Source organism: Nonomuraea sp. 3N208, assembly GCF_052245935.1.
Taxonomy (GTDB): domain Bacteria; phylum Actinomycetota; class Actinomycetes; order Streptosporangiales; family Streptosporangiaceae; genus Nonomuraea.
On sequence record NZ_JBQQBR010000061.1, the window covers coordinates 1 to 24,368 of the forward strand.

Consider the following 24,368-nt stretch of genomic DNA (forward strand, 5'->3'; position numbering starts at 1 on the left):
CATCGATCTCGCGTACACGAACCCGTTCAGCCACACCCAGAAGTCTGAAACGATCACGCCGACCGAGAGGAGACCTCGATCGGCGTGTCGTCACAAAAAGGGCAAACGTGACCGGCTACGGCACTAGTCGTGATGAACATGCTTCGGAGGGGGAGCAGGCGGACCACTGCAAGCCGAGGTCAATCCCCGCGCAAGGCGCCGCGCTTAGCGTCGGAGCGTGTCCAAACGACTGGTTCTCGGCGGCGCCACCCTCGCGGCGGTCGCAAGCCTGACGCTCGCCTCCATCCCTCCCGCCGCCGCTTTCGCCTCCCCTGGCGCTGCCGCTGTTGCCTCGGCCGGGGCTCCCGCGCCCGGCACGGTGGCGAATAAGCTGTTCCACGCCTGGCTGGCCGCTGACCGCACGGCTGCGGCCAAAGTGGCCAGCCCCGCGGCGGTGAAGACGATCTTCACCTACGTCTACCGCGCCCCCGACCGCTTCGACGGCTGCGCCGGCAACGTGTGCCGGTTCGTCCACACCAGCGTGCGTGTGCCCGGCGGGCTGAACGGCATCGCGATGGTCGTGACCGGCTCGAAGGTCACCAAGGTCTATCTGTCGCGGCACGTCGTCACGCCGTCCAACGTGGCCAAGCACCTGTTCGCCGCCTGGAAGCGCGGCGACAGGTACAGCGGGCTCGAGGTCGGCAGCGTGGGCGCGGTGAAGACGCTGTTCAAGGTGAAGTACGACCCGCAGGGCGTCACCCACTACTTCCAGGGCTGCAGCAAGGAGCCGGCGGGCTACTCGTGCGCCTACTCCTACGACGGCGGTGCGATGGTGATGCACGTGCGCGGCTCCAAGACCACCGGCTACCAGGTTGGCTCGATCACCTACATCGCTGACTGATGACCAGCACGGCCGTCACAAGGGGTGACGGTCCTATCCTTTCGGGGATGAGCCGCAGGCGGCGCCCGTCGATCACGACCTCGCCCTCACCCGGCCGCTGCTCGATCGCCTGGTAGTAGGGAGACGCCCAGCTCCTTCACGAACTGGTACGTCTCGGGCAGCCGGCATTTCGCGAACACATCGACCATGAATCACTTCTCGCTTCTTGACGGTTCCCGTGTACGGCTTTCGCGAAGGAGTCTGCTTGATCCGTGCGCATGACGCCGGGCCTGCCGCGTCGGAACGCCTAGCGCCCCTTGTGGAGGAACGCGGTGAGGCGGTCCAGTGGCCAGGTGTTGATCACGTCTTCCGCGGTGAGCCAGCCACGCTGGGCCGTCCCGATGCCGTAGCGCATGTTGGCCAGGTGGCCGACCGCATGGGAGTCGCTGTCGACGGCGAATTTCACGCCGTACCCATGCGCCTGCCGGATCAGGTCCGCGGCCAGGTCGAGGCGGTCGGGGAAGGCGTTGATCTCCAGCGCGGTGCCGGAGCGCGCGCAGGCCTGGAAGACCTGATCCCAGTCCACGTCGATCGGCGGGCGGCGGCCGATCAGGCGGGCGCTGGGGTGGCCGATGATGTTGACGTGCGGGTTCCGCGCGGCACGTACCAGCCGCCGGGTCATCTTGGTCCGCGGCAGGTCGAAGTGGGAGTGCACCGAGGCCACGCACACGTCGAACCCGGCCAGCACGTCGGGCGGCCAGTCCACCTGGCCGTCGGGGCCGATGTTGAGCTCGACGCCGTGCAGCAGTCGCAGCCCGGACGTGCCGTCCAGCTCGCGCAGCCGCTCGCGTTGCGCGGTGGCCTTGTCCAGGGTCATGCGTTGCATGTACAGGTCGGGCCCGTGGTCGGTGACGGCGTAGTAGGCGTACCCGCGCTCGGCCGCGGCGGCGACCATGTCCTCGAGCGAGGCATGGCCGTCGGTGAGGTCGGTGTGAGTGTGCAGGTCGCCGCGCAGGTCGGCCTCTGTGACGAGCTCGGGCAGGGTTCCGGCCAGCGCGGCCTCGATCTCGCCGATGTCCTCGCGCAGGGTCGGCGGGATCCACGGCAGGCCGAGCCGCTGGTAGACCTCCTCCTCGGTCCTGGAGACGATCTTCTCGTCGGTGACGGCGTCGAACAGGCCGTACTCCGACAGCTTGAGCTTGTGGTGCTGGGCGATCTCGCGGGTGCGGATGTTGTGCGCCTTGGCGCCGGTGAAGTACTGCACGGCCGCGCCCCACGCGTCCGGCGGCACGACGCGAAGGTCCACTTGCAGCCCCTGGCTGGTGCGGAGCGAGGTCTTCTTGTCGCCGCGCACGATGACCTCGGTGACGTGGGGCAGCCCGACGAAGGCGTCCATCAGCACCCTCGGCCGGTTGGACGTGGCCAGGACATCGATGTCGCCGATGGTGTCCTTCATGCGGCGCAGTGACCCGGCGTAGCCGCAGCGCCGGCAGCCCCCAACCGCCTGCAGCGCCGCCACGATGTCCTCGGCCAGCGGCATGGCCACGCCGATGTGGACCCGCCGGCCCGCGTCACGCAGCAGGGCGATGCCATGCAGCAGGTTCTCCTCGGTCTTGGCGCCGAATCCCGGCAGGTCCCGCAGGGCGCCCGCGGTGATCGCGGACTCCAGACTTTCCGGGGAGTCCACGCCCAGCTGCTCGTGCAGGATCATCGCCCGCTTGGGGCCGAGTGCGGGGATATGGGTGAGTGCGCGGACCCCGGCGGGAATGCGGGTGCGCAGCTCCTCGAGCTTCGGCATGGTGCCGGAGCGTAGGTATTCGGCCACCTTGGCGGCGATCGACTCACCTACGTTGGGGATTTCCCGCAGCGCGTCGGCGTCGTAGCCGGCGATGTCGTTCGGATAGGCGCCCACGGACCGGGATGCCTTCTGGTAAACACGGACTTTGAAATCCTCGTGACCGGTGATGGCGAGCAGGTCTGCGTACTCCTCCAGCACGGCGGCCACGTCGTCGTTGGTGCGTGCCATCTCGCATCATCCCCCCGAGTCCTCTATCCCGAAATCGCGTCGTCTATCTCCTCCTCCACCCGCACCGTGCCCGCGGTCCCGTCGATCGTGATCAGCTGCCCGGTCTTGATCTCGTGCGTGGCGTTCCTGACGCAGATGACCGCCGGGATGCCGTACTCCCTGGCCACGGTGGGGCCGTGTGCCACCGGCGACCCCGTCTCGGTCACCAGCCCCGCCGTCGTCATGAACAACGGGGTCCAGCCGGGATCCGTCGTGGGGGCCACCAGGATCTCGCCCGGCTCGATGTGCGCGCCGGCCGGGTCGCGGATCACCCGCGCCCTGCCGGTCGCCCGGCCCGCGGCCCCCGCCATCCCGGTCAGCACCCCTTCTTCCACGGGCCCTTGCGGGGCGAGCGCCTCCACATCGGTCCCGTCGGACAGGAGGGCCCCCGGGACAGCGGGCCGCCGCAGCTCCCGCTCGTATTCGGCGCGGCGCGCCGCGATCAGGTCCCGATGGTCGGCCCCGTCGTGTACGGCGGCCCGGGCCTCGAAGAGGTCGAGGAACATGATGTCGCCGGCGCGCTCCAGCAGGCCGCGAGAGGCCAGATCGTCTCCTGTCAACAGCAGCTGCCGGCGCGCCGCCTGGAGCGCCGGCAGCCAGGCGAACTTCGCGATCTCCCGGAGCCCGGTGAGCTTGCGCGAGCGGCGCATGAGGAACGTCGCGAGCCGGCCACGTAGCGGTCTCCGGCGGCGCGCTCGCCGCGACAGCGTGTCGATCATCTTCTCCGCCTTCTGGGCGGCCTGCTCGAACCGCCGGTCCGGCGCCTGCTCGGGGTGGTCCACGCGAAGGTAGTTGGCGATCGTGGCGAAGAGTGGAGCCGGGTCTTCCTCCCAGCGGGGCATGCCGACGTCGATCTCGGCGGCCGCGCGCATGCCGTACCTGTCGAGGAAGCCGGCCATCCCGATGTCGGGGAGGTCCCCCGCGCGATACTTCGTGGCGAGCTCCTCCGGCGGGGTGTTGAGGAACAGGTCGCGGTGTTCCCGTGCGTTCACCGCGATGCTCCAGAGCGCGAGGTCCATCTCCGTGGTCACGTTGTACGGCATCCCGCCCAGGACGATGTCCAGCTCATCGTCGGCGGCGACGCCTTCGAGCAGTCCGGACGGCACCAGGCCGGCGATCATTCCGACCGTCAGCGGCCACACCAGCCCCATCATGTCCGGACTCATGACCGCCTTGTGGGAGTCCTCGATCACCCAGCGGAGCCGCTCGGCCGGCGTGGCCGGCTCGGCCGGCGGCGTCGTCCGGCGCCTCATCTCGTCCACGGCGCGATAGGCCGCGGCCCGCGCGGTGTCCGGCCTCACCAGGCTCCGGACGATGCCGACGATCGCACCGGGCGCCAGCCGTACCGTTATCTTCACGGCACTGCCGAGACGGAACGGCAGGCCGCGCTGCGGGGCGAACCGCGGATCGTCCAGCATGCGCTCGACGGCACCCTGCACCCGCGGCCCGTACACCTCCAGAGAAGTCCCCAGCCGCTTTCGCATGGACTTGTTGCGCACGAAATCGGTCAGATCGAAGTAGAGCCGCCCGCCGATGGGGATCAACCGGGGCAACGGATCGTGTGGATCGACTGTGGCGCCCACGGCCTTGAGCCACATGCCCGAACCCGTCTTGAGCAGCGACACCCCCATCGGGGTAGCCGGCCTGAGCATTCCTTGGAGGTGGCCGAATTCGAGGTAGAGCCGGGTGTCGCCGGTGTCGGGCGGGGCCGGGAACAGGGTGGTGATCGGCCGGGACTGGAGTAGCCAGAGCGTGCCGGCCGCATCGATCGCCCACTCGATGTCCTGCGGCGAGCCGAAGTGCTCTTGCAGCCGCCGGCCGGCGTGCCGCAGTTCCTCGAGTTGTTCTTTGCCGAGGCATCCGTCGCCGTCCGGTAGGGCCGGCGCCTGGTTGCCGAGGACGTAGTGGTCGGGGACGACGGTGCCGTCGACGATGGCGGTGCCCAGTCCAGGAGCGGCGTCGACGATCATCTCGGTGCGGCAGCCCGTGATCGGGTTGGCGGTGAACAGCACACCGGCGACCACGGGGTCGATCATGCGCTGGACCACCACGGCCATGGCGGCGTCGTCGATGCCCACCGTGGCGCGATAGGCCACAGCGCGTTCGGTGTGCAGGGAGTCCCAGCACCTGCGGACCGCGTCGATGAGGGGGTCGGCGCCTTCGACGTTGAGATAGGTGTCCTGCTGGCCGGCGAAGCTGGCGTCCGGCAGGTCCTCGGCAGTGGCGCTGGAACGGACGGCGACGCGTCCGCCGCCGAGCCGCTCGTAGGCGGCGATCAGCTCACTCTCCGGGAGATTTCGGGACTTGAAGGACTCGACGGTCAGGCAGAAGCCGTCCGGAACACGCTCACCCGCTTTGATCATCTCGCCGAGCCCGGCGGCCTTGCCGCCCACCAGATCGATCATGGAAGAGTCGATCTCAGAGAGATGGATGATTTTCATCCCTTATCCTCCTCGCGGCTTCCGCGTAGATCTCCAGTGAGTGGAGGACGATCTCCCGCTCTTCCTCCGTGAAGTGATTCCAGAGCGCCATCTGCATGTCGACCCGGACCTCCAGGCTCCTGCGCAGCAGCGCGGCCCCCTTCTTGCTCTGGCGGACCCTGCGCGCCCGGCGGTCCGTCGCGTCCTCGTGCCGCTCGACCAGTCCGCGCCGGACGAGCGAGTCGACGAGGCGGCTGGTCCACGAGACCGAACGGCCGATCAGGGCCGCCAACTCCTTGACGGTCGGCGCGCTGTCCCGGTCGAGCACCTGAAGCACGGCGCGATCCAGGATCCGCAGGTCGTCGCCCTCGTACATCCGCGTCAGCGACGGCAGGAGGTCGCGCTGCATCGAGGTCGTCACCTCGATAAGGCGTTGCCGGAAATCCATGCTTACTCACACTAGTTGCTAGATAGCAACTAAGTTACCTCCTCGACAATCGGAGGTCCACTACTGCTCATCCGGTCGGGATCGCCGGGCTTCGGGCCGTAAACGATAGAATCGGCAATTCATTGGCAACGTTGCGGCAGGGGATCTTCAAGCGCGGCTGCCGGATTTTCGGTGTGCCCGGCCCAGAGCGGGCGGCACTCAGGCAGGGGTACCGATGCACAATGCCCGTGATCGACAGGGGGAGATCTTCATGCGTGCGAGATCCGCTGCCGGCGGCTGCGGAGAGGGTAACGGCAGGAGGAGTGGGCTCCTGCGTACGGCCACCGCGGCCGGAGCCGCCGCGGTGGCTTTCGCCGGGACACAGGCCGGTGCTCCGGCGGCGTGGGCGGCACCGGACAACACCTATACGACGGCGGCAGAGGTCGCCGACAACCTCAACACCCTGAGCTGGCCGCTGCAGAGCACCTACAACACCTACACCACCGGCAGTCAGACCACGTCCGTCATCTGGGGCACGCCAGGCTCGGCGACCACCTACTTCAACCGCAGCAAGTGCGCCAGCTTCGTGACGAAGGTGCTGCAGCAGGCGTGGCCCTTCGCGACCGACCAGTATCTGAAGGACAACTTCGGCTCGATGAGCCCGACGGCGGAGAAGTACTACGACACCTTCGTCAGTGGCGCTCCGAACTTCATCACCAGCGCCGACCCTCTCCTGGACCAGGTGACCGAGATCGTCGCTGGGACGATCATCGCGGTCAAGTACAACTCCTCGTCCTCCAGCACCGGGGACGCCACCGGCCACGCGATGATCGTGGCCGGCGCCCCGGTGCCCTACGACCGCGATGGCGACAGCTCCACCATCGAGTGGGCGGTCCCGGTGATCGACAGCACCAGCAACCCGCACGGGGTGGCGTCGACCTCGGCGAGTTCGCCGTACCTGGCGTTCCCGGACACCCGCGCCGTCGGCACGACCGAGTACCCGGGGCTGGGGCGTGGGTGGATCTTCATTCGTACCGACGCGGCGAACCGGCCTCAAGGGCACTGGTGGGGTGCGAACGAGAACGTGGTGAACGGATACCACAGCGTCGCGGACCGCCCGATCGCCTTCGGCAAAGTCAATGCGACATGATCAGCTGCTAGGCCGTTGCCGCTGTGATGGCCGCGGCCACCTGGTGACGGCTCACCCGCTGCCTGGTGCGGGCTGCGCGGCCGCGATGACGCCTTTCACCGCCTGGTCGACCCGCGCGGCAGCCTGATCCGGATCCGGCTGACCGGAGTCGAGCCAGGCGATCACGGCCTCGATCGTCAACGTGGGGATCAGCCGGGAGGCCCACTCCAGCCAAGGACCCGCGGGAACACGCGTGGCCAGGTTGCGCCGGGCGATCTCGGCCGAGGCCGTCGTGATGGAGTCGATCAACTCGCGGAACTCCGGCTCCCGCGCCGTGTGATGGAACAGCAGCCGGAAGGCGTCCGGATCGGCTGCGGCGGCACGCAGCAGCGACGGAATGGATGTCTCGTCGAAGTCGTCCTCGCCCACGGTCTCGACCAGCCGCTGACACGCGCGATCCAGCACGGCGCGGTACAGGTCGGCCTTCGAGTCGAAGTGCCGATACAGCAGCGCCCGCGTCAGGCTCGCCGCCCTGGCGACGTCGTCAAGGCTCGTGGCGGCATAACCGGAGCGGGCGAAGGCCTGCGTGGCCGCATCGAGAATCTGCTCCCGCCGCTCCGTCCTGCGCAGCCGGCGCACCGGTGCCTGCCCGCTGGTCGTCGTCATGTCGTCCTCTCTTGTGGAATCAATAGTCTACAAGTAGCTTTATATACATGGAAGTCTACAAAGCTGCGTCTATCAAGGAGAGCGGTGCGACGACTGCTTTCCAGCTGCCGTTCGAAAAGCCGGGACCGTTGCAGCCGGCGCCGCTCCTGCGCCGGCTCCAGGAACAAGGGCCGATCCACCCCATCCGCACCGCCGTCGGTGATCCGGCCTGGCTGGTGACCGGATACGAGCAGGTGCAGGCACTGCTGGACGACGACCGCCTCGGCCGCGCCCACCGCACGCCAGAAAAGGCGTCCCGTACGGGGAAGTCGGCTCTCTTCGGCGGACCGCTGGGCGACTTCGACACCGAACAGGCCGATCACCGGCGGATGCGCGCGTTGCTGCAGCCGCACTTCTCCGCCAGGCGGATGCGGGCACTACGCCCCCGAGTGGAGGCCCTGACCAGCGCGCTCCTGGACGAGCTCGCCGCCCAGGGACCGCCCGCCGACCTGCACGGGGCCCTGGCAGTGCCGCTGCCGATCGCGGTGATCTGTGAGCTGCTCGGGGTCCCGTACGACGACCGGGCGCAGTTTCGCACGTGGACGCAGGCCGCGGGCGACGTCACCGATCAGGCGCGCTCCGAGCAGGGGCTGGCCGAGCTGTTCGGTTATGGCCAGCGACTGGTGGCGCGCAGACGACGCGAAGGCCGGATCAACGACGGCGAAACCGATGTGATCAGCCGCCTCGCCATGACCGAAGGGGTCAGCGACGACGAGGCGGCCATGATGGGCATGTTCCTCCTCTTCGCCGGCCACGAGACCACCGTGGTCGCGATCGGCACGGGCGCCCTGTGGCTCCTCGCCAACCCTGACCAGTGGCAGGCGCTCGTCGCCGACCCTTCCAGGATCGACGGGGCCGTGGAGGAGATTCTGCGGGCCCCAGGGCTGGGTGGCGGTGGCATTCCCCGCTACGCCCGCACGGGCCTGGAAATCGCGGGTGTGCCTGTACAAGAGGGAGACCTGGTGCTTCTGGACACCGGCGCGGCCAACCACGACGCCGGGGCCTTCACCGACCCTTACCGGTTCGACATCGCCCGCCGGGCGGCCGGGCATCTCACCTTCGGCCACGGCGCCCGTTACTGCATCGGCGCCCCACTGGCCCGGCTCGAGCTGAACGTCGTGTTCTCCCAGTTCGTCGCCCGCTTCCCCGCGTTGAGTCTGGCCGTAGGCGTGGAGGAGCTGAGTTTCAATCCGCGAGTGCTCACCGGTGGGCTGACGGCACTTCCGGTGAGCTGGTGAGCGGCGTGACACCGGCACGCATGAGCCGCCCCGTGTTCGCCCGGTTCTATCGAGCCGCGGTTGCGGGGCCTGGCTGAAGCCGCCGCCGCGGATGCGTCCGCGCCCATCGACGTCAGGATCGGAACGGCCGAGCGCCTGCCCGTCCCCGACACGTGCGTGCCGACAGTCCACGGCTGGCGCGGGTGCAGGATCTGCTGGACGCCACCATCTGGCCGCTGATCCTCGGGGGCTGCCACACGGGCCGCGACACCGTCGCCACGATCCGGCAGGCGGGTTTGCGCATCGAACGCTTGGAGCGTTTCCTCTTCCCCGAGGCGCGCACGCCGTTCTCCTTCCACGTCCTTGGGACGGCCACGCGCTCATGAGGCTGGTCGCGCCGACGCTGGTAACGGGGCCACAAGCGACGAGGAAGCCCGAGCAGTTCGACGCGTCCCGGGCCGGGCCAGTACGGCGACGTACTGGCCCGGCCCGTGAACTTGATGGGCTTGTTACGGCGTTACCACCCTGCCGCCGAAGGTCACGACGAGCCGGCCGTCCGCGGCGTAGGACCAGCCCAGGGCGCCTGTGTAGGACGAGCACCTGGATCCGTTCGAGCCGGACCAGAACTGGTTCGAGCCGTCGGCGTCACCGACGATCCTGTCGTTGGTCCCGCTGCTGCCGCGGCAGGAGGTGTTGTTGCGGAACACCGAGCTGCCGGCGTCGAAGGAGAAGTTGCGCTCGGTATTGTCGATGCTGACGTTGTTCGACACGGTCATCGTGCCGGGGTTCCTGTTGTAGGTGAATCCGTGCTTGCCGTTGTCGTAGGCGATGTTGCGCCGGATGACGTGGTTGACCGGAACGTCCTCGCCGCCGAGCTTGTAGCCGTTGCGGTCACCGGCCGTGTTCTGGGTGCCGTCGCTGAGGGTGCCGTTCTCGTAGGAGAGGGAGTCCTCGATGGTCACCGCGCCGATGGGTCCCTCGTCAGCATAGGTGTAGAGGTCCCAGCCGTCGTCGATGTTGTTGTGCGCCACGGCGTAGCGGAAGACGTTGCCGGGGCCGGAAGTGAGCTTCGCGGCGAAGCCGTCGGCGTCCTCGCCGTCGGAATCGGCGTTGTCATGCGACACCGCGCTCAGGATGAGGTTGTTGGACGGCCACTGGTCGCGGGGGGTGGTGGAGGTCATCCGCGACAGTTGCAGCCCCGTGTCGCGGTTGAAGCGCGTCACCGTGCGCTCGAAGATGTTGTTGTGGCCGCCGACGAAGATCCCGTTGTCGCCGGCGCGCTCGACGACGATGCCGTAGACGTGCCAGAACGACCCGTTCACGGCCAGCCCGCGGTTCGCCGAGGCCTCGCTCTGGGCCGAGTAGTTCAGTACCGGGGTCTCGCCCGGGTAGGCGGACAGCTTCTTGCGGGCGCTGGAGGTGCCGTTGTTGCCCGCCGCGATGGTGATCGTCTGCGAGTGGTCGTAGCGCCCGCCGCGCATGAGGATCGTCCCGCCGGGAGCGATGCGGGTGATCGCCGAGGTGAGCGTCGTCGGGTTGGACTCCGTGCCGGCTGCGCTGTCGCTGCCGTTCGGCGCCACATACAGCGTTCCCGGCGGCGGGGGTGGTGTGTCGCCCACTTCGGCGTCAAGGTAGTCGATGTTGGGCAGGCCACCGGAGGTGGTCGGGTTGAACCGGATGGTGTTGCTTCCCGAGTTCACCGACACGGTGAGCGTCTTGGTGACCCAGGTGTTCCACGCGCCGGTGGCCTCGAAGGAGACACTTTGTACGGTGGACCCGTTGACGATCAGGTCGGCGGGCCGGGCACTCGTGGTTCCGTTGGCGAACCGCACGCCGATCGTCGCCGTTCCAGCCGCGCCGGCGGTGACGGTGAACTGCGCGTAGGCGCCGGTGGCGTTGTTGGCGTTGCAGAATCCGCTGCCCGAGTACCCGGAGTGGTTGCTGTCGATGGTGCCGGTGCAGACCGCGGGCGAGCTTTCCGCCTCGTACCGCGTCGGGGCGGCATGGGCGGCGGGTTGTGACAGTGCGACGAATGTGACGGCTAACAGGCTGGCGCAGGTGAGGACGGCTTTCAGCCGCATCATTGTTCTCCCATGGTGTCGGTACGGCGGCGTGGGCGCATGTTGGGGCGCCATGACGCCGTGTACGGGGTCGCCTTGTGTGTTGTCGCCCGGGCGAAGCATGGAAACATCGATGAAACCGACGCCACAGTAGGAAAGCGCTTTCCCCGCCGTCAACCACCCGTGAAACTTTCATGACCGGTGACGGGGGACATGCGTGAGTCGTGTTCCCGGCAGCCCTTCGCACGGCTTCGGTCGAGACTCGAACGCCGCAACCGGCCGCTTCCACCGAAGAGCCGAGTCACCCGCGGGTTGTCTCAGGCGGGATTCCCGGTCTCGGGTTCATGCGTGCGTCCGGGTGCCGGCGGCAATGGCAGGGGGAGGCCGGGTAGCCCGTCGATGCTGGTGGCGATGTGTTCCTTGCCTGCGAAGTAGTCGCTCAGCGACTCGTCGCTCTCCCGCGCGAAGCGCGCTTGAGACGATCATTCCCCGTTCGACGATCTTGGCGAGCCAGATCGAGTCGGCCCGAGCGGCCTTCTTCCCTGCCGATGAGCCAGGCCGTTGGACGGACGCGGACGTCGAGCGGGGGCGCAAGCGGCAGGAGACACTGCTCGCTGCCGCCCGTCGCGTCACTCCGCCTGCCTACGTGAAATCGTGGGCCGACGCCGAGCTGCACGAGGTCGCGCCGGACACGCCCCTCGCGGGACCGAGAACCACCGGCAGCCTGACCGGTCCCTCGGTGATGATCGACGAGTTGTAGACGATCTCGTCCGCCCCGACCGCTAGGCGCAACTCGGGGAACCTGCCGAACAATGAGGCCAGCGCGATGCGTGTTTCCAGCCTGGCCAGCGGCGCACCGAGGCAGAAGTGCGGACCGCGGCCGAGCGCCAGATGCATCTCCGGCTCCCGTGTGACGTCGAAGCGCTCGGCTTCCCGGCCGAACCTGGCCGGATCCGTGCCCGCTCCGGCGAGGCCGACCATGATGGCCTCCCCGGCCGGGATCGTCACCCCGGCGAGCTGCACATCATGCCGCGGGTAGCGCAACATGATGCCCACCACCGAGGTGCGGCTGCGCAGCGTCTCCTCGACCACCTGCTCCCAGGCGATCTCCGTACGCGCCAGCGCGAGCTGCTTCGGGTCCGAGCACAGGGCGATGACGGCGTTGCCGATCAGGTGCACGGTGGTCTCGTGACCGGCGATCAGCATATGCCACATGATCCACAACATCTCGTCCTCGGACAGGCGGTCGCCGTCGTCCTCTTGTGCGCGGATGAGCCCGGTGGTGAGGTCGTCGCCGGGTTCGTGGCGCTTGCGCTCGATGAAGGTGGCCAGGTAGCCGAGCACCCCGTTGTGCGCGGCGAGGGACTCCTCCGGGGTGGCGGTGTGCGACACCAGCACGTTGCCCCACTCGCGGATCTGGGGCCGCTCGTCCTCCGGAACGCCGAACAGTTCGCAGATCACCGTGAGAGGCAGCGGCGCGTTGAAGGAGCACACGAGGTCGACCACGCCGCCTTCGGCGGCCATCCGGTCGAGCAACGCGTCCGTCATCTTCTGGATGCGTGAGGTCAGCCCCTGCACGCGGCCGGGCGTGAAGGCGTGGTTGATTAGACCTCTCAGCCGACGGTGGTCCGCACCGTCCTTGGTCAGGAGATGATTGCCTTCGATGATCTGGCGCAGCGGCCAGTCGGGGGGGATGCTGCCATCGTGCAAAGCCGTGAAGTTCCTGGGGTCCTTGCTGTAGAGGGTGCCGTCGTTCGCGAGGACCTCGTTGATCATGTCATACGAGGTCACCAACCAGACGGGCACCTTGCCCGGCAGTTCGACCCGCAGGACGGGGCCGATCTCGTCGCGATACCGGCAGATCGTTTGGGATGTCCGCTCGTTCGGAGCCGGCAGTTGGAGGGGGACGTGCATCGGCAACTCCTATGATCGAATGTCATACTTACTGTGCGTGACGCTCTTAACCACGCCAAGTAGCGAACGGTCTTACCGCCGAGCAGCGTCCACCTGCCGACCAGGCCACATTCTGTGCCGGTCGTGTCTTGGGAATTAGCACCCGTACGAGGACGAGCACGAGAAGGGCAAGCAGGAGCAGAAGCAGAAGCAGGAGACGCACGCGAAGCACACGTACAAGCACGACAAGCGCACGTACAAGCACCGGAAGCACACACACAAGCACGAGAAACCCACGCTTCACGGTCTGGGACGGCGCTGTATTCGAGGGCCTTCGTGCTGATCGCACGCAGTTGCCCGGGGTGTGTACATGATCACCATGCCGTCTCCATCACGTCTCGAAGAAGTGCATGGTCTCCTTGAGCAGATGGTTCCAGGCGAGAATCAGATGCCTGAACTGCAGCTCCCCCGAAGGAGAACTTCGTGATCGACACTAACGTGCCGCACTCCGCTCGCATCTGGAACTACTGGCTGGGTGGCAAGGACAACTATGAGGTCGACCGCATCGCGGGGGAGGAGTACAAGAAGATCTTCCCCGAGGTCGTCGAGCTCGCCCGGGCGTCCAGGGCGTTCCTTGCCCGGACCATCACGTACCTGACCGAGGAGGCGGGCATCAGGCAGTTCCTGGACATCGGCACCGGCCTGCCCACGGTGGACAACACCCACGAGATCGCCCAGCGAATCGCCCCCGAGTCGCGGATCGTCTATGTCGACAACGACCCGCTGGTGTTGGTCCACGCCCGTGCTCTGCTGGTCGGCGCCCCGGAGGGCGCCACCGATTACATCGACGCGGACGTGCACGACACCGAGACCATCTTGACGGCCGCCGCGAAGACGCTGGACTTCAGCAAGCCCGTGGCGCTCAACCTCAGTGGCATCATGGGACACATCGCCAACCTGGACGAGGCGCTGTCGATCGTTGCCCGGCTGATGGGCGCCTTGGCGCCGGGCAGCTACCTGGCGCTCAACGACGGCACCAACGTCCACAGCGCCGCAGGGGCAGAGGCACAGGAGCAGTACAACGACAGCGGCGCCGTAGCGTACATTCAGCGCACTCCCGTGGAGATCGCACGCTTCTTCGAAGGCTTGGAACTGGTCGAGCCGGGCGTGGTGACGGTCAACCACTGGCGTTCGAATGGCCGCGAGCTCGACGCCTACGGTGGGGTAGGCCGGAAGGCGTGAGCACCGTGCGGATGCCGAGAATGACCTTCATCCGGCGGGCCGGCGCGCGGCAATGCGCGGTTCAGGCCCGCCGAACGGTCGTCCACGGCTCATCGGCCGTCATGGTGTCCAGGCCGGATCCCGGCCGATGACGCCGAGCAGGCGGTCGAGTTGCGGGGCGTCGCCCGCCACTGCCACCGGCGGGCCGAAGGCGCCGCGTTGCCTGCCCATCTCCACCATCTGCTCGGTGAAGTCCAAAGCCCGCGAGACCGCCGCAGGCTCCGGCTCGTACTCGTGCCCGGTGGCCCTGGCCAGGTCCCAGCCGTGCACGACCATGTCGACGAGGTACATCTGGGCCAGCGCGGTCATCGGCAGGCCCATGGCGGGGCTGGTGCCCTCCCACGCCTCGGGCCGCGACCAGGCGCCCAGCATGCGCTCCGCTCGCTCGGGGAAGTCGCCCGCGTAAGGTCCCTGCTCGACGCGCGGCCCCTTGCGACCCAGCGACTCGAACATCTCCGCCACCCACTCGAGGTGGTTGATCAGATCCTTGACGTCGAATTTCGCGCATGGCGTCGGCAACCCGAACTGCTCCTGCCGTACCGCGCGCACCACTCCCGCGGTCCGTTCGGCGGCGCGCGTCATCAGCGGCATCATGTCTTCCATGGCAGCCATCGTTCCCCGCCAGCCCCGGGGGCGGCTTGTAGAAACGCGACAGCGCGGCTGGGTCAACCCGTACGCGGGGCTCGACGCCTTCGATTTCGTCCGACAGGCGCCATCGCCCGAGATTTCCGCGTATGTGGAGCATTTCTGGGTTGTCACGTGGACCGACCTCGCCGAACCGTACGAACAGCGCATCGTCTCGCACCCCACCGTGAACATGGCCATCGCCCAGGACTTCCCCAGAATCAGGGGAGTGATCAAGGGCGGGTTCTCCTACACGATGCGGGGCAGCGGTCGCGTGATCGGCACCCGCTTCCGCCCCGGCGGCTTCCGGCCGTTCCTCGGTGGCCCGGTGTCCGAACTGACCGGCCGCTTCGTGGACATCGGCGAGATGTACGGCGTAGCGGGCGCGACCCTGGTCGAGCGAGTCCTGGCCGAACCCGACGCCAGGGCCGCCGTCGCGCTCATCGAGGCGTTCCTGCTGAGTCAGGGGCCGGAGCAGGATCCGCTGGTGGACGAGGTCGCGGCACTGGTCGCGATGGTGGAACGCGACGTGTCCATGACCAGGGTCGACGAGCTGGCCGCCAGGTCGGGGCGGTCGGTGCGCTCGCTGCAGAGGCTGTTCCGGGACTATGTCGGCATCGGCCCCAAGTGGGTGATCCGCCGCTTCCGGCTGCACGAGGCCGCGGAGCGGGTCTACCAGGGACTCGACCTCGCCACGCTGGCCGCCGAGCTCGGCTACACCGACCAGGCTCACTTGACCCGCGACTTCACCGCCGCCGTCGGCATGCCGCCCGCGGCCTACGCCCGGCTCGGAAACCAGGCCTGATCCCCACGTCCCCCTGAGTCGATCAGCCTACAGCCAGTGGTTAGGCTGCGTCACAGTGAGATCGCGAGCGAGCGGATTGCGAGGTGACGGGGTGGCTGGAGAGGCGGCGCGGCTGCTGGTGCGGTTCGGCCGCCGGTACGCGGCCGCCGTGCGCCTGGCGACGCTCGTCCCCGTCTGCGCGATCGCCCTGTTCCGTGCCCCACCCGAGCATCTGGCGGCCACCGCGGCCGCCGCCGCCGTCGCGGCGGCCTGGACCTGCGGATATGCGTGGTGGCTTCGCGCGGGCCAGGGGAGCGGTCCGGTCGCACTCGACGTGGGCGTCCTGCTGGGTCTGTGCGCGAGCACCTTCTGGACCGACGCCGTCGCGGACCGCAACACCGGGTGGCTGCGGCTCCTGATCACCTTCTTCTGCGTGACGTGCCAGTGGCACACCCCGCCGCTCGTGGGCGGAGTGGCGGCGGTGGTGGCCGGGGGCGGTGCGGTGGCCCTCCTCACCGCGGCGGGAGCGGCGCAGGCGGACGCCACCCTGATCACGGGGGTGATGTGGGCGGTGCCGGCCGCCGCGCTGTCCAGAGCGGCATGGGTGCTCGTCCACCGCGCCGCGCAACGGGCCGACCGGACGGCGGCCGAGGCCGCGCGGGCACGCGCCGAGTCGCTGGTGGCCGCTGGCGTTCGCGCCGAGGAACGCGAGCTCGCCAACTCGTTGCACGACACCGCGGCGACGACCCTGCTGATGGTCGGCATCGGGCAGGTGCGCTCCGGCGCGGACTGGCTGGCCCCGCAGGCGCGCCGCGATCTGGACAGGCTGCGCTCCGACGACAGGCGCGCGCCCCGGCACGCCGACCTCGTCGACCTGTTACGCGCCGACCTCGACGCCGTGCAGCTGACCGTGGACTTCGACGCCCCGCCGCGGCTGCGGCTTCCGTTCGAGGTCGCCAGGGCGATCGCCGACGCGGCGCGAGAGTCCCTCACCAACGTACGCCGCCACGCGGGCACGACCCGGGCGACGGTCCGGCTGCGCGGAGACGGCCGGTCGCTGCGGCTCGAGATCGCCGACCAGGGCAAGGGATTCTCACCGGAGGACGTATCGGCCACCCGGCGCGGCCTGCGCGAGTCCGTGCGGGGCAGGATGAGCCGCATCGGCGGCACGGCCACGATCACCTCGGCCGAGGGCGAAGGCACCCTCGTACGGCTGGAATGGAGCGTGGCCGGTGAGTGATGTCGTCGAGGAGCGGACGCGGGCGCAGTTGCGGCACGGGCTGCGGATCGCGACGCTGCTCGTCGCCGCGGCGATCGTGTTCGTGCTCGGCCTGTCCAACATGCTGCCCCGCCTGGACGCCTACAAGTCGTCGCTCGCGCAGCTGGCCGCCTTCGCAGCGCTGGGGTCCGTGCTCGCCGGCGAGGCTGCGCTCCTCGTCCAGGGGCGAGCGTGGGGCCGGCTGCGCGGGCCCGCCATCGCGGTCGTGCTCGCCGCGTCCGCGCTGTCGTACGCGACCCTGCCGGACGGGCGCACCTCGACCGGCGTGGACTGGATCTTCGGTGCCGCCAACTGGGTGGGCGTCGTCGTGCTGCTCGACCGTCCACTGCGGACCGCGGCGGCGTTCCTGCTCGCCCACGAGCTCACTGCCCTGCTGCACCTGCTCCTGTTCGACGAGCCCAGCAGGCAGGCGATGGCCAGGTTCGCCACGGGCTCGGTGAGCGTGGTCGGCTTCCCGCTGTGCATGGCCGTGGTGGCGGCCGTCCTGCGCGGCCTCAGCGCGGCGGCCGCGGCCTCCCGCAGGGAGATCGAGCGGGTACGCCTCGCCGAGGCGGTCGCGGCGGAGTCCCACCGTCGCAGGCGGCAGCGGTTCGCCGAACTGTCCGCGACCACGGTCCCGCTGCTCGAAGGCCTCGCCGACGGCTCGCTGCGCCCTGAGGACCCGGAGGTCCAGCGGCGCTGCGCCATCGAGGCGGCCAGGATGCGGCGGCTGTTCGCCGAGTCCGACACCGTCGCGAACCCCCTGCTCCACGAGCTGCGTCACTGCGCCGACGTGGCGGACCGCAAGGGCGTCGTGGTGGAGCTCGACGCGCGCGGCCAGTGGCCCGCACCGCCCGTGGCCGTACGGCGCGATCTCACCGAGGCGGTGCTCACCGTGCTCGCCACCGCCGCCTCACGGGCACGGGTCACCGTCGTGGGCGGCGCGGACCTGGTCTCGGTCAGCGTCGTCGCGGACTGCGGCGAGGTGGACGTGCCGAGCCCGGCGACACCCGGCGTACGGGTCGAGGCGTTGAACAACGGCGACACGGTCTGGATGGAGGTCACATGGCAGCCGATGCGGCAGCGGACGAATTGATCACTGCGGTGATTGTGGATGATCATGCGGCCATCGCCGCAGGCGTCCGCTCCTGGTGCTCTGAAGCCGTGCCGCCGATCAATCTCATCGACGCGGGGGACCGGCTCGCCGATGTCTGGACCGGACCCGGCGCCGCCGCCGACGTGGTGATCTTCGATTTGGAGCTGGTGCCGCGCAGACCCGACTTCGGTGAGCTTCGCAGGCTGGTCGACAACGGCAGGCGTGTGATCGTGTATTCCCAGCACACCGACGACGCGACCGCGATCAAATGCATCGACCTCGGCGCGCTCGCCTACCTGACCAAGCGCGAGGGCCCCGACCATCTCGTGCCCGCCATTCGGGCGGCCGCGCGGGGCGAGCCCTACACCGCGCCGTCGCTGTCCGGCGCGCTCATCGCCGACGACGCTCCCGGCCGGCCGCGCCTGTCCCAGCGCGAGACCGAGGTGCTGCGGGCGTGGTTCGTGTCCTCGTCGAAGGAACTCGTCGCCGCGAAGCTCAACATCACCGTCAAGACCGTGGACACCTATATCACGCGTGTACGGGTGAAGTACGCCAACGTGGGGCGGGCGGCCCGTACCAAGAGCGAGCTCGTCGGCCGCGCCCTTGACGACGGACTCATCACGCTCGCTGAGCTCAATCAGACGGTGACCTCTTTGTAGGGCGTTCACCGGACACCAGCGCGGCCTGTGCCTTCGTAAAGTGGCGATCAGCCGCGGCCGGCCGTGTGGATGACCTCCGCGACGGGGCGGGCGGGCGATGCCGCCGTTCCAGCCCGGAGGCGTCCCTCCGGGCGCTGTGGACCGTTGAGGTGTTCGAGCTCTGCGCCGACTCAGTGGACATGATCTTCGCTGTCCTGCTGCACGAGTAGATGTTTCCTCCATGCCATGGGCTGGTCCGATCCGAGGCGGCCATGGAGGTCGTCACACTCGCACATTCGGTGAACGAGGGGAGCGATCCGGGTGGAGCTAGAGATCAAGATTCTCGGCCCGTGGCAGGTGTTCGCCGGCGGGGAGCCACTGCGGCTGGCCGGGCAGCGGCGGATCGGGGTGCTGGCCAGGCTCGCGGTCAGCGCTGGGCAGCCCGTCACCGCGCAACAACTCCTCACTGACGTGTGGGCGGAGAGCTGGGCGGCCACGGCCGACAAGCAACTCCACATCGTGGTGTCGAAACTCCGGGAACTGCTCGCGCCCCACGCGGGCAGCGAGATCATCGAGACAGTCCCCGGCGGATATGTGCTCAACCTGCCCCGCGACAACATCGACGCCCACCTGTTCACCCGCCTGGTCCGGCAGGCGCACACCGCCAGGGCGCAGGAGGGGACGGCCGCGGCGGACAGCCTGTTCCGGCAGGCCCTCGCCCTGTGGCGGGGCACCGCGCTGGCCGAGGTGACCGCTCCGTGGGCCCAGATCGAGTCCGCCCGTCTGGAAGACGAACGCCTGGCGGCCTTCGAGGACCACGTCGACCTGCGCCTGGCCGCCGGCGGTCACCACGCGGCGGTGGCCGACCTCGTGCCGCACGTCGAGGCCAACCCCTTGCGGGAGCGGCCACGTGCGCAGCTCATGCTGGCGCTGTATCGGGCGGCCCGTCCCTCGGAAGCGCTCGAGGTCTATCAGGAGACCCGGCGCGTCGCCGTCGCCGAACTGGGCATAGAGCCGGGTGTCGAACTGCAGAGGCTGCATCGTGCCGTGCTGGCCGGCGATCCGGTGCTCGACCTGGCCACGCCTGCGCAGGGGACTGTGCTCGGAGATCCGACAATCCCGGCCGAACTGCCCCCCGACGCGCAGGCGTTCACAGCCCGCACCGACGAGGTCGCCTGGCTGCGCGACGTGCTCACCCGACCGGCCCAGGGGGTGCCGGCCGTGGCCGCCATCGACGGCCCCGGCGGGATCGGCAAGTCCGCGCTGGCCGTTCATGCCGCACACGCCGTCGCCGACCGGTTCACCGGCGGAGTCGTCTACGTCAACCTGCACGGTGCCACCGCGGGGCGCACGCCGCTCTCCTCGATCGAGGCGCTGCGGCAACTGCTGCGCTCGTTGGGGCTCGACGGCACCGCCGTACCTGCCGAGCCGGACGAGGCCGCGGCTCGCTATCGCTCGCTCACCGCGGCGTGCAACCTGCTCGTCATTCTCGACAACGCGCTCGACGCCGCGCAGGTGCGCCCGTTGATCCCGGCCGGAGGGGACTGCGCCGTCGTCATCACCAGCCGCGATTTCCTCGGCACTCTGGACAATGCACACCACCTGCACCTCGCCGGGCTCGCCGACGCCGAAGCCGCCACGCTGCTCGCGCGGATCGCGGGGCCGGCCCGTGTCCAGGCCGAGCCCGGGCCGGCGGACCAGATCATCCGGCTCTGCGGTGGCCTGCCCCTCGCCGTTCGCATCGTGGGCGCCCGGCTGGCCTCTCGTCCTGACTGGGCGTTGGCCGACCTCGCCGAGCGGCTGGCCGACGCCACGCGCCGCCTCGACATGCTCCAGTACGCCAACCTGGCCGTACGCGCCGGCCTCGCGGTCAGCCACCAGCACCTGCGCGAGGAACCCACCGGCCGGGACGCGGCGCGCCTCCTGCCGCTGCTCGGCCTGCTCGAGACGCCCACCCACACACCGGCGGCCACCGCCGCGCTCACCGGCTGGCCGGAACACCGTGCGGAGGCGGCCCTCGACCGCCTCCGCGACGCCCGCCTCCTCGAATCGGCGGGCCGCCGCCACTACCGGCTCCCCGACCTCATCCGCCTGTACGCGCGCGAACAGGCCGGCCAGGAGATCCCCGAGCCCGACCGCGCCGCCGCCGTCCACCGTGCCCTCCACCATTACCTGGGCACCGCCACGACCGCCGGTAGGTGCCTCGAACGCACGAGTCAGGGCCTTCCCGGCAGCAAGGCGGACCAGCCCGGCGTCACTCTCACGAGTGCAGAGGAGGCCAGCCGGTGGATCGGGGAAGAACGGGACAACCTTCTCGCGGTCGCGCAACAGGCTATCGATGGTCCCGACCCGCAGACCGCCGTCGGACTCGCCATCCATCTCCACAGGCCCTTCTACAACCAGGGGTGGCACACGCAACTGATCGGCATCCACAAGGCCGCGATCGAGGCGGCCGGACGCTGCGCCGACTGGGCAGGCAAGGCACGGATTCGCAGCTTCCTCGGCTGGATCTACCGTGACCAGGGCCGTTACGATGACGCGATCTCCGAGCTGGAGCGGGCGGTCGCCGATTGGGACCGCGCCGGGCTGCCCCGGCGGAAAATCGGCGCGCTCAACACCCTCGGTCCCACCAACACGCCGGTGGGACGGCTGGACGCCGCCCTCGCCGAACTCGAGGTCGCGGTGACGCTCGCCGAGGGAAGCCGGCAGTCCGCCGCTGCGGCCACGATCCGCAGCAACCGCGTGCACGTCTACTACCGTCAGGGCCGGATGGACGAGGTCTGCCGTCACGCCGGCCGCTTCGCCGAAGCGGTGGAGAGCTATCAGGTGGCCGTCAAGATGCTTCGCGAATCCGGCTATCGCCTGGGGGAGGCGGCGTCCCGCTGGTGACTCGCCCAGACCACGCCGGTCCGCCCGGCGGGTCACCGCGAGCTCGGCCCTCGGTTGGACTTTTCGTCTAAGATATATACACTTCGTCCAGAGATCTCTGGAGGAGTGATGTCCCAAGCGCGGCCGGAAACCGCCGTCGACGAGCGCCCCTGGTCGAAGCGTGAGCAGGACGCGATCATCGCGGCGCTCGCCCCCGTCGTCGACGGGATCGTGGCGACCCTGGGCTCGTTCTGCGAGGCGGTGGTGCACGACTTCCGCCGCCCGGACAACTCCGTGGTCGCCATCGCCGGCTCGGTCACCGGGCGCAGCGTCGGCGGGTCGATGAGCGAGATCGGCATGGGCATCCTCGCTCGCGGCGACGAGGCGGGCGACGAGCTCAACTACGTCACCCGCACCCAGAACGGCAAGCTGGTCAAGTCGTCCACGATGGTGTTGCGGGACAGCGGCGGGGCCGTGTTCGGGGCATTGTGCGTCAACCTCGACATCACCGCGGTTTCCCAGGCCCACGCGCTGATCGGGCAGCTCGCCGGGCTAACCGTCTCCGCAACCGTGTCGGGCACCGGACCGACCACGACGTTCGGTGACGACATCGACTCCGTCGTGGATGCCATCGTCGACGCGTACCAGCTCGAGCAGAACAAGCCCTGGGCGGAGCTCAGCCGCGGGGAGCGGCTGGAGTTGTTCAGGAGCCTGGACGAGCGCGGCGTGTTCGCCGTGCGGCGGGCGGTCCCCCAGGTGGCGGCCCGGCTCGGCATCTCCCGTGCCTCCGCCTACAACTATCTCTCCCAGGCACGTACCGGATCAGACACCGCGCAGGAGGAGCACGCATGACCACCGCACTCCCGGTCACCCTGGACGACGTCCACGACGCCGCCGCCCGGCTCAAGGGCGTCGCCCACCGCACCCCCGTCCTGCGCTCCCGCACGCTGGACGCCCTGGTCGGGGCGGAGGTCTTCGTCAAGTGCGAGAACTTCCAGCGCATCGGCGCCTTCAAGTTCCGCGGCGCTTACAACGCCGTCTCCAGACTCTCCCCCGAGCAGCTGGCCAGGGGCATCGCCGCGTACTCCTCCGGCAACCATGCCCAGGCCGTCGCCCTGGCCGCCCGCGAGCTGGGCAGCACCGCGGTGATCGTCATGCCCGAGGACACGCCCCGCTCCAAGATCGAGGCCACCGCCGGGTACGGCGCCGAGATCGTCACCTATGACCGCTACACCGGCGACCGGGTGGCCATCGGGGAGGCGCTGGCCGCCGAGCGCGGGCTCGCGCTGATCCCTCCGTACGAGCATCCGCACGTCATCGCGGGGCAGGGCACCGCCACGCTGGAGCTACTCGAGGAGGCCGGCGAGCTGGACGCGCTGCTGGTGCCCATCGGCGGCGGGGGCCTGATCGCCGGCAGCGCCACGGCCGCCAAGGGCCTGCAGCCCGGCATCCGGGTGATCGGCGTCGAGCCCGAGGCAGGCGACGACACCAAGCGGTCGCTGAGCGCGGGCCGGCGGGTGTCGATCCCCGTCCCGCGGACGATCGCCGACGGCCAGGCGGCGGAGATCCCGGGCGAGCTGACGTTCTCGATCAACAGGCACCTGGTCGACGACATTGTGCTCGTCTCCGACGACGAGATCCGGGCGGCGATGCGGCTGGCGTTCGAGCGCATGAAGATCGTCATCGAGCCGAGCGGCGCCACCCCGCTGGCCGCGCTGCTGGCCGGCCGCCTGGACCGCGTGCCGCCCCGGATCGGCCTGATCGTCTCCGGCGGCAACATCGACGTCCGCCGCTTCGCCGAGCTGTGCGCAGGCCCAGCCCAGGCATAGACCACCACGCCACCCCGCCGGTTCGCGCTGCTGCCCCGGCGGTGGGTGGCCGAGCAGGTCTTCAGCGCGCCACCGGCCGCGGGAGCAACCCCTCCCGCTGCCGGTGGCAGCCGTCATCGGGCCATCGGTCAGGGCTGCCGGATCGCGGCGACGTCGAACTCCAGCGTCACCTTCGGGCTGACCATGACTGTGGTCGCTGCGTTCCAGTTCACGCCCCAGTCGTTGCGGTTGATCGTGACGCTGCCCTTGAATCCGACCCGTACGTTGCCCCGCGGGTCGTTCTCGGCGCCGGTCAGCTCGAAGTCCACGGTGAGCGGCTTGATAACGCCGCGGATGGTCAGGTCACCGGTGACCTTGAAAGTGGTCTCGTCGACCTGCTTCACCGTGGTCGAGGTGAAGGTGATGGCCGGGTGGTCGTCCATGTCCAGGAAGTTGCCGCGCAGTTGCTCGTCGCGCCGCTGGTTGCGGGTCTGGAGGCTCTTCGCCTGGATCTTGAGCTGAGTGCTCGATTTCGACGGGTCGTCGCCGTCCAGGTGCGCGCTGCCCTCGAACTCCTCGAACTGCCCGCGCACCTTGGTGGCCATCGTGTGCCGGGCGACGAACCCGATCCGCGTGTGGGCGGTGTCGAGGACGTAGTCGCCGGTCAGCTCACTGAGCTCGGTCGTGGTCGTCATACCTGGTCGCTCCCATAGGGGAAGGGGTGGTCAATCGTTCGGTTCCGAGCCGGTCAGGATTCGCGCACAGAGCCGGGCGCCGCCTGGGGCGCCGAGCCCGCCAGGGGAGTGGGGTCGAGGTATCTGACCTCATAGACGCGCTCGGTGAACTTCCAGCCGTCCGAGGTGCGCTGGTAGCGGTCGTGGTAGATGGCGTAGTTCAGGTGCGAGCTGCCGTCGCGCATGCGCCCGAACTCTGCGATGTACGCACGGCCGACTGCGGTGTCGCCCTCGAGCTGGATCGTGCCCGGGTGCACGGTTTGCACGAAGTACTCCCAGAGACGCTGCAGCCGCTCGACCCCGGCGCTGATCTCCTCCCGGCCGACGAACTCAATGTTGACGTCGGGGATCCGCAGCACGCCGTCCTCTGCGAACAGCGACGCGAAACGGTCGTAGTCGTGCATCATCCCCGCGTCGGTGAACTCGCCGCGCAGCGCCTCGATCTCGAAGCGGTCAACGATGGTCTGAATGTCGCTCATCGGGTTCCTTCCCTCTGTTGATC

Annotated in this window: 21 protein-coding genes; 12 read left to right on the forward strand and 9 right to left on the reverse strand. The window is 69.2% G+C overall.

The features are described 5' to 3' along the window. Positions 1-217 precede the first annotated feature (217 nt). Positions 218-880 carry a hypothetical protein gene (locus tag ACTWPT_RS53365; RefSeq protein WP_443185237.1) on the forward strand — a complete coding sequence of 221 codons (663 nt, stop codon included), beginning with the start codon at positions 218-220 and terminating at the stop codon, positions 878-880. A gap of 286 nt (positions 881-1,166) precedes the next feature. Here the strand turns inward: ACTWPT_RS53365 and polX are convergent, their stop codons facing one another. Genes polX through ACTWPT_RS53380 form a run of 3 tightly spaced genes read right to left on the reverse strand, consistent with a single transcriptional unit; the run spans position 1,167 to position 5,792 of the window. Beyond that, positions 1,167-2,885 carry a DNA polymerase/3'-5' exonuclease PolX gene (gene polX / locus ACTWPT_RS53370; RefSeq protein ID WP_443185238.1) on the reverse strand — a complete coding sequence of 573 codons (1,719 nt, stop codon included), beginning with the start codon at positions 2,883-2,885 and terminating at the stop codon, positions 1,167-1,169. 23 nt (positions 2,886-2,908) lie between these two features. After that, a complete protein-coding gene (locus tag ACTWPT_RS53375; RefSeq protein ID WP_443185239.1) occupies positions 2,909-5,365 on the reverse strand; it encodes a PEP/pyruvate-binding domain-containing protein in 2,457 nt (818 codons plus the stop codon). After that, on the reverse strand, positions 5,343-5,792 hold the full coding sequence (locus ACTWPT_RS53380) for a MarR family winged helix-turn-helix transcriptional regulator (protein ID WP_443185240.1): 450 nt from the start codon (positions 5,790-5,792) through the stop codon (positions 5,343-5,345). Before ACTWPT_RS53380 ends, ACTWPT_RS53375 begins: the two co-directional genes overlap by 23 nt. 250 nt (positions 5,793-6,042) lie before the next feature. Between ACTWPT_RS53380 and ACTWPT_RS53385 the strand changes: the two genes are divergently transcribed. Further along, complete coding sequence (locus ACTWPT_RS53385; RefSeq protein ID WP_443185241.1) at positions 6,043-6,921, forward strand: hypothetical protein; 879 nt, start codon at positions 6,043-6,045, stop codon at positions 6,919-6,921. A 51-nt stretch (positions 6,922-6,972) separates the two neighbouring features. On the opposite strand, the gene ACTWPT_RS53390 is transcribed toward ACTWPT_RS53385, so the two are convergent. Further along, on the reverse strand, positions 6,973-7,566 hold the full coding sequence (locus ACTWPT_RS53390; protein ID WP_443185242.1) for a TetR/AcrR family transcriptional regulator: 594 nt from the start codon (positions 7,564-7,566) through the stop codon (positions 6,973-6,975). A 47-nt stretch (positions 7,567-7,613) separates the two neighbouring features. Between ACTWPT_RS53390 and ACTWPT_RS53395 the strand changes: the two genes are divergently transcribed. After that, complete coding sequence (locus ACTWPT_RS53395; RefSeq protein WP_443185243.1) at positions 7,614-8,843, forward strand: cytochrome P450; 1,230 nt, start codon at positions 7,614-7,616, stop codon at positions 8,841-8,843. A 152-nt stretch (positions 8,844-8,995) separates the two neighbouring features. Further along, positions 8,996-9,208 carry a hypothetical protein gene (locus ACTWPT_RS53400; RefSeq protein WP_443185244.1) on the forward strand — a complete coding sequence of 71 codons (213 nt, stop codon included), beginning with the start codon at positions 8,996-8,998 and terminating at the stop codon, positions 9,206-9,208. A 123-nt stretch (positions 9,209-9,331) separates the two neighbouring features. Here the strand turns inward: ACTWPT_RS53400 and ACTWPT_RS53405 are convergent, their stop codons facing one another. Then, complete coding sequence (locus ACTWPT_RS53405; protein ID WP_443185245.1) at positions 9,332-10,906, reverse strand: carbohydrate-binding protein; 1,575 nt, start codon at positions 10,904-10,906, stop codon at positions 9,332-9,334. 618 nt (positions 10,907-11,524) lie between these two features. Next, on the reverse strand, positions 11,525-12,796 hold the full coding sequence (locus ACTWPT_RS53410; RefSeq protein ID WP_443185246.1) for a cytochrome P450 family protein: 1,272 nt from the start codon (positions 12,794-12,796) through the stop codon (positions 11,525-11,527). 462 nt (positions 12,797-13,258) lie between these two features. Here ACTWPT_RS53410 and ACTWPT_RS53415 point away from each other — a divergent pair, with 462 nt between their 5' ends. Further along, positions 13,259-14,017, forward strand: a complete 759-nt coding sequence (locus ACTWPT_RS53415; RefSeq protein ID WP_443185247.1) for an SAM-dependent methyltransferase — start codon at positions 13,259-13,261, stop codon at positions 14,015-14,017. A gap of 99 nt (positions 14,018-14,116) precedes the next feature. Here the strand turns inward: ACTWPT_RS53415 and ACTWPT_RS53420 are convergent, their stop codons facing one another. Next, positions 14,117-14,659: a TIGR03086 family metal-binding protein gene (locus ACTWPT_RS53420; protein WP_443185248.1), complete on the reverse strand. Its 543-nt coding sequence runs from the start codon at positions 14,657-14,659 to the stop codon at positions 14,117-14,119. Between ACTWPT_RS53420 and ACTWPT_RS53425 the strand changes: the two genes are divergently transcribed. From ACTWPT_RS53425 to ACTWPT_RS53455, 7 genes are all read left to right on the forward strand, one after another. Beyond that, positions 14,658-15,485: an AraC family transcriptional regulator gene (locus tag ACTWPT_RS53425; RefSeq protein WP_443185249.1), complete on the forward strand. Its 828-nt coding sequence runs from the start codon at positions 14,658-14,660 to the stop codon at positions 15,483-15,485. The two genes, ACTWPT_RS53420 and ACTWPT_RS53425, sit on opposite strands and share 2 nt — an antisense overlap. A gap of 91 nt (positions 15,486-15,576) precedes the next feature. Then, a complete protein-coding gene (locus tag ACTWPT_RS53430; RefSeq protein ID WP_443185250.1) occupies positions 15,577-16,704 on the forward strand; it encodes a sensor histidine kinase in 1,128 nt (375 codons plus the stop codon). Continuing rightward, on the forward strand, positions 16,697-17,818 hold the full coding sequence (locus ACTWPT_RS53435) for a hypothetical protein (RefSeq protein WP_443185251.1): 1,122 nt from the start codon (positions 16,697-16,699) through the stop codon (positions 17,816-17,818). The genes ACTWPT_RS53430 and ACTWPT_RS53435 overlap by 8 nt, the downstream gene beginning before the upstream one ends. Beyond that, complete coding sequence (locus ACTWPT_RS53440; RefSeq protein WP_443185252.1) at positions 17,788-18,477, forward strand: response regulator; 690 nt, start codon at positions 17,788-17,790, stop codon at positions 18,475-18,477. The genes ACTWPT_RS53435 and ACTWPT_RS53440 overlap by 31 nt, the downstream gene beginning before the upstream one ends. A 300-nt stretch (positions 18,478-18,777) precedes the next feature. Further along, positions 18,778-21,345 carry a BTAD domain-containing putative transcriptional regulator gene (locus ACTWPT_RS53445; protein ID WP_443185253.1) on the forward strand — a complete coding sequence of 856 codons (2,568 nt, stop codon included), beginning with the start codon at positions 18,778-18,780 and terminating at the stop codon, positions 21,343-21,345. A gap of 108 nt (positions 21,346-21,453) precedes the next feature. Then, complete coding sequence (locus ACTWPT_RS53450) at positions 21,454-22,176, forward strand: helix-turn-helix transcriptional regulator (RefSeq protein WP_443185254.1); 723 nt, start codon at positions 21,454-21,456, stop codon at positions 22,174-22,176. Further along, complete coding sequence (locus ACTWPT_RS53455) at positions 22,173-23,153, forward strand: threo-3-hydroxy-L-aspartate ammonia-lyase (protein ID WP_443185255.1); 981 nt, start codon at positions 22,173-22,175, stop codon at positions 23,151-23,153. Before ACTWPT_RS53450 ends, ACTWPT_RS53455 begins: the two co-directional genes overlap by 4 nt. Positions 23,154-23,281: 128 nt before the next feature. Here ACTWPT_RS53455 and ACTWPT_RS53460 read toward each other — a convergent pair whose 3' ends face one another. After that, positions 23,282-23,827, reverse strand: a complete 546-nt coding sequence (locus tag ACTWPT_RS53460; protein ID WP_443185256.1) for a YceI family protein — start codon at positions 23,825-23,827, stop codon at positions 23,282-23,284. Between the two features lie 53 nt (positions 23,828-23,880). Then, a complete protein-coding gene (locus tag ACTWPT_RS53465; RefSeq protein WP_443185257.1) occupies positions 23,881-24,345 on the reverse strand; it encodes a nuclear transport factor 2 family protein in 465 nt (154 codons plus the stop codon). Between the last annotated feature and the right edge of the window lie 23 nt (positions 24,346-24,368).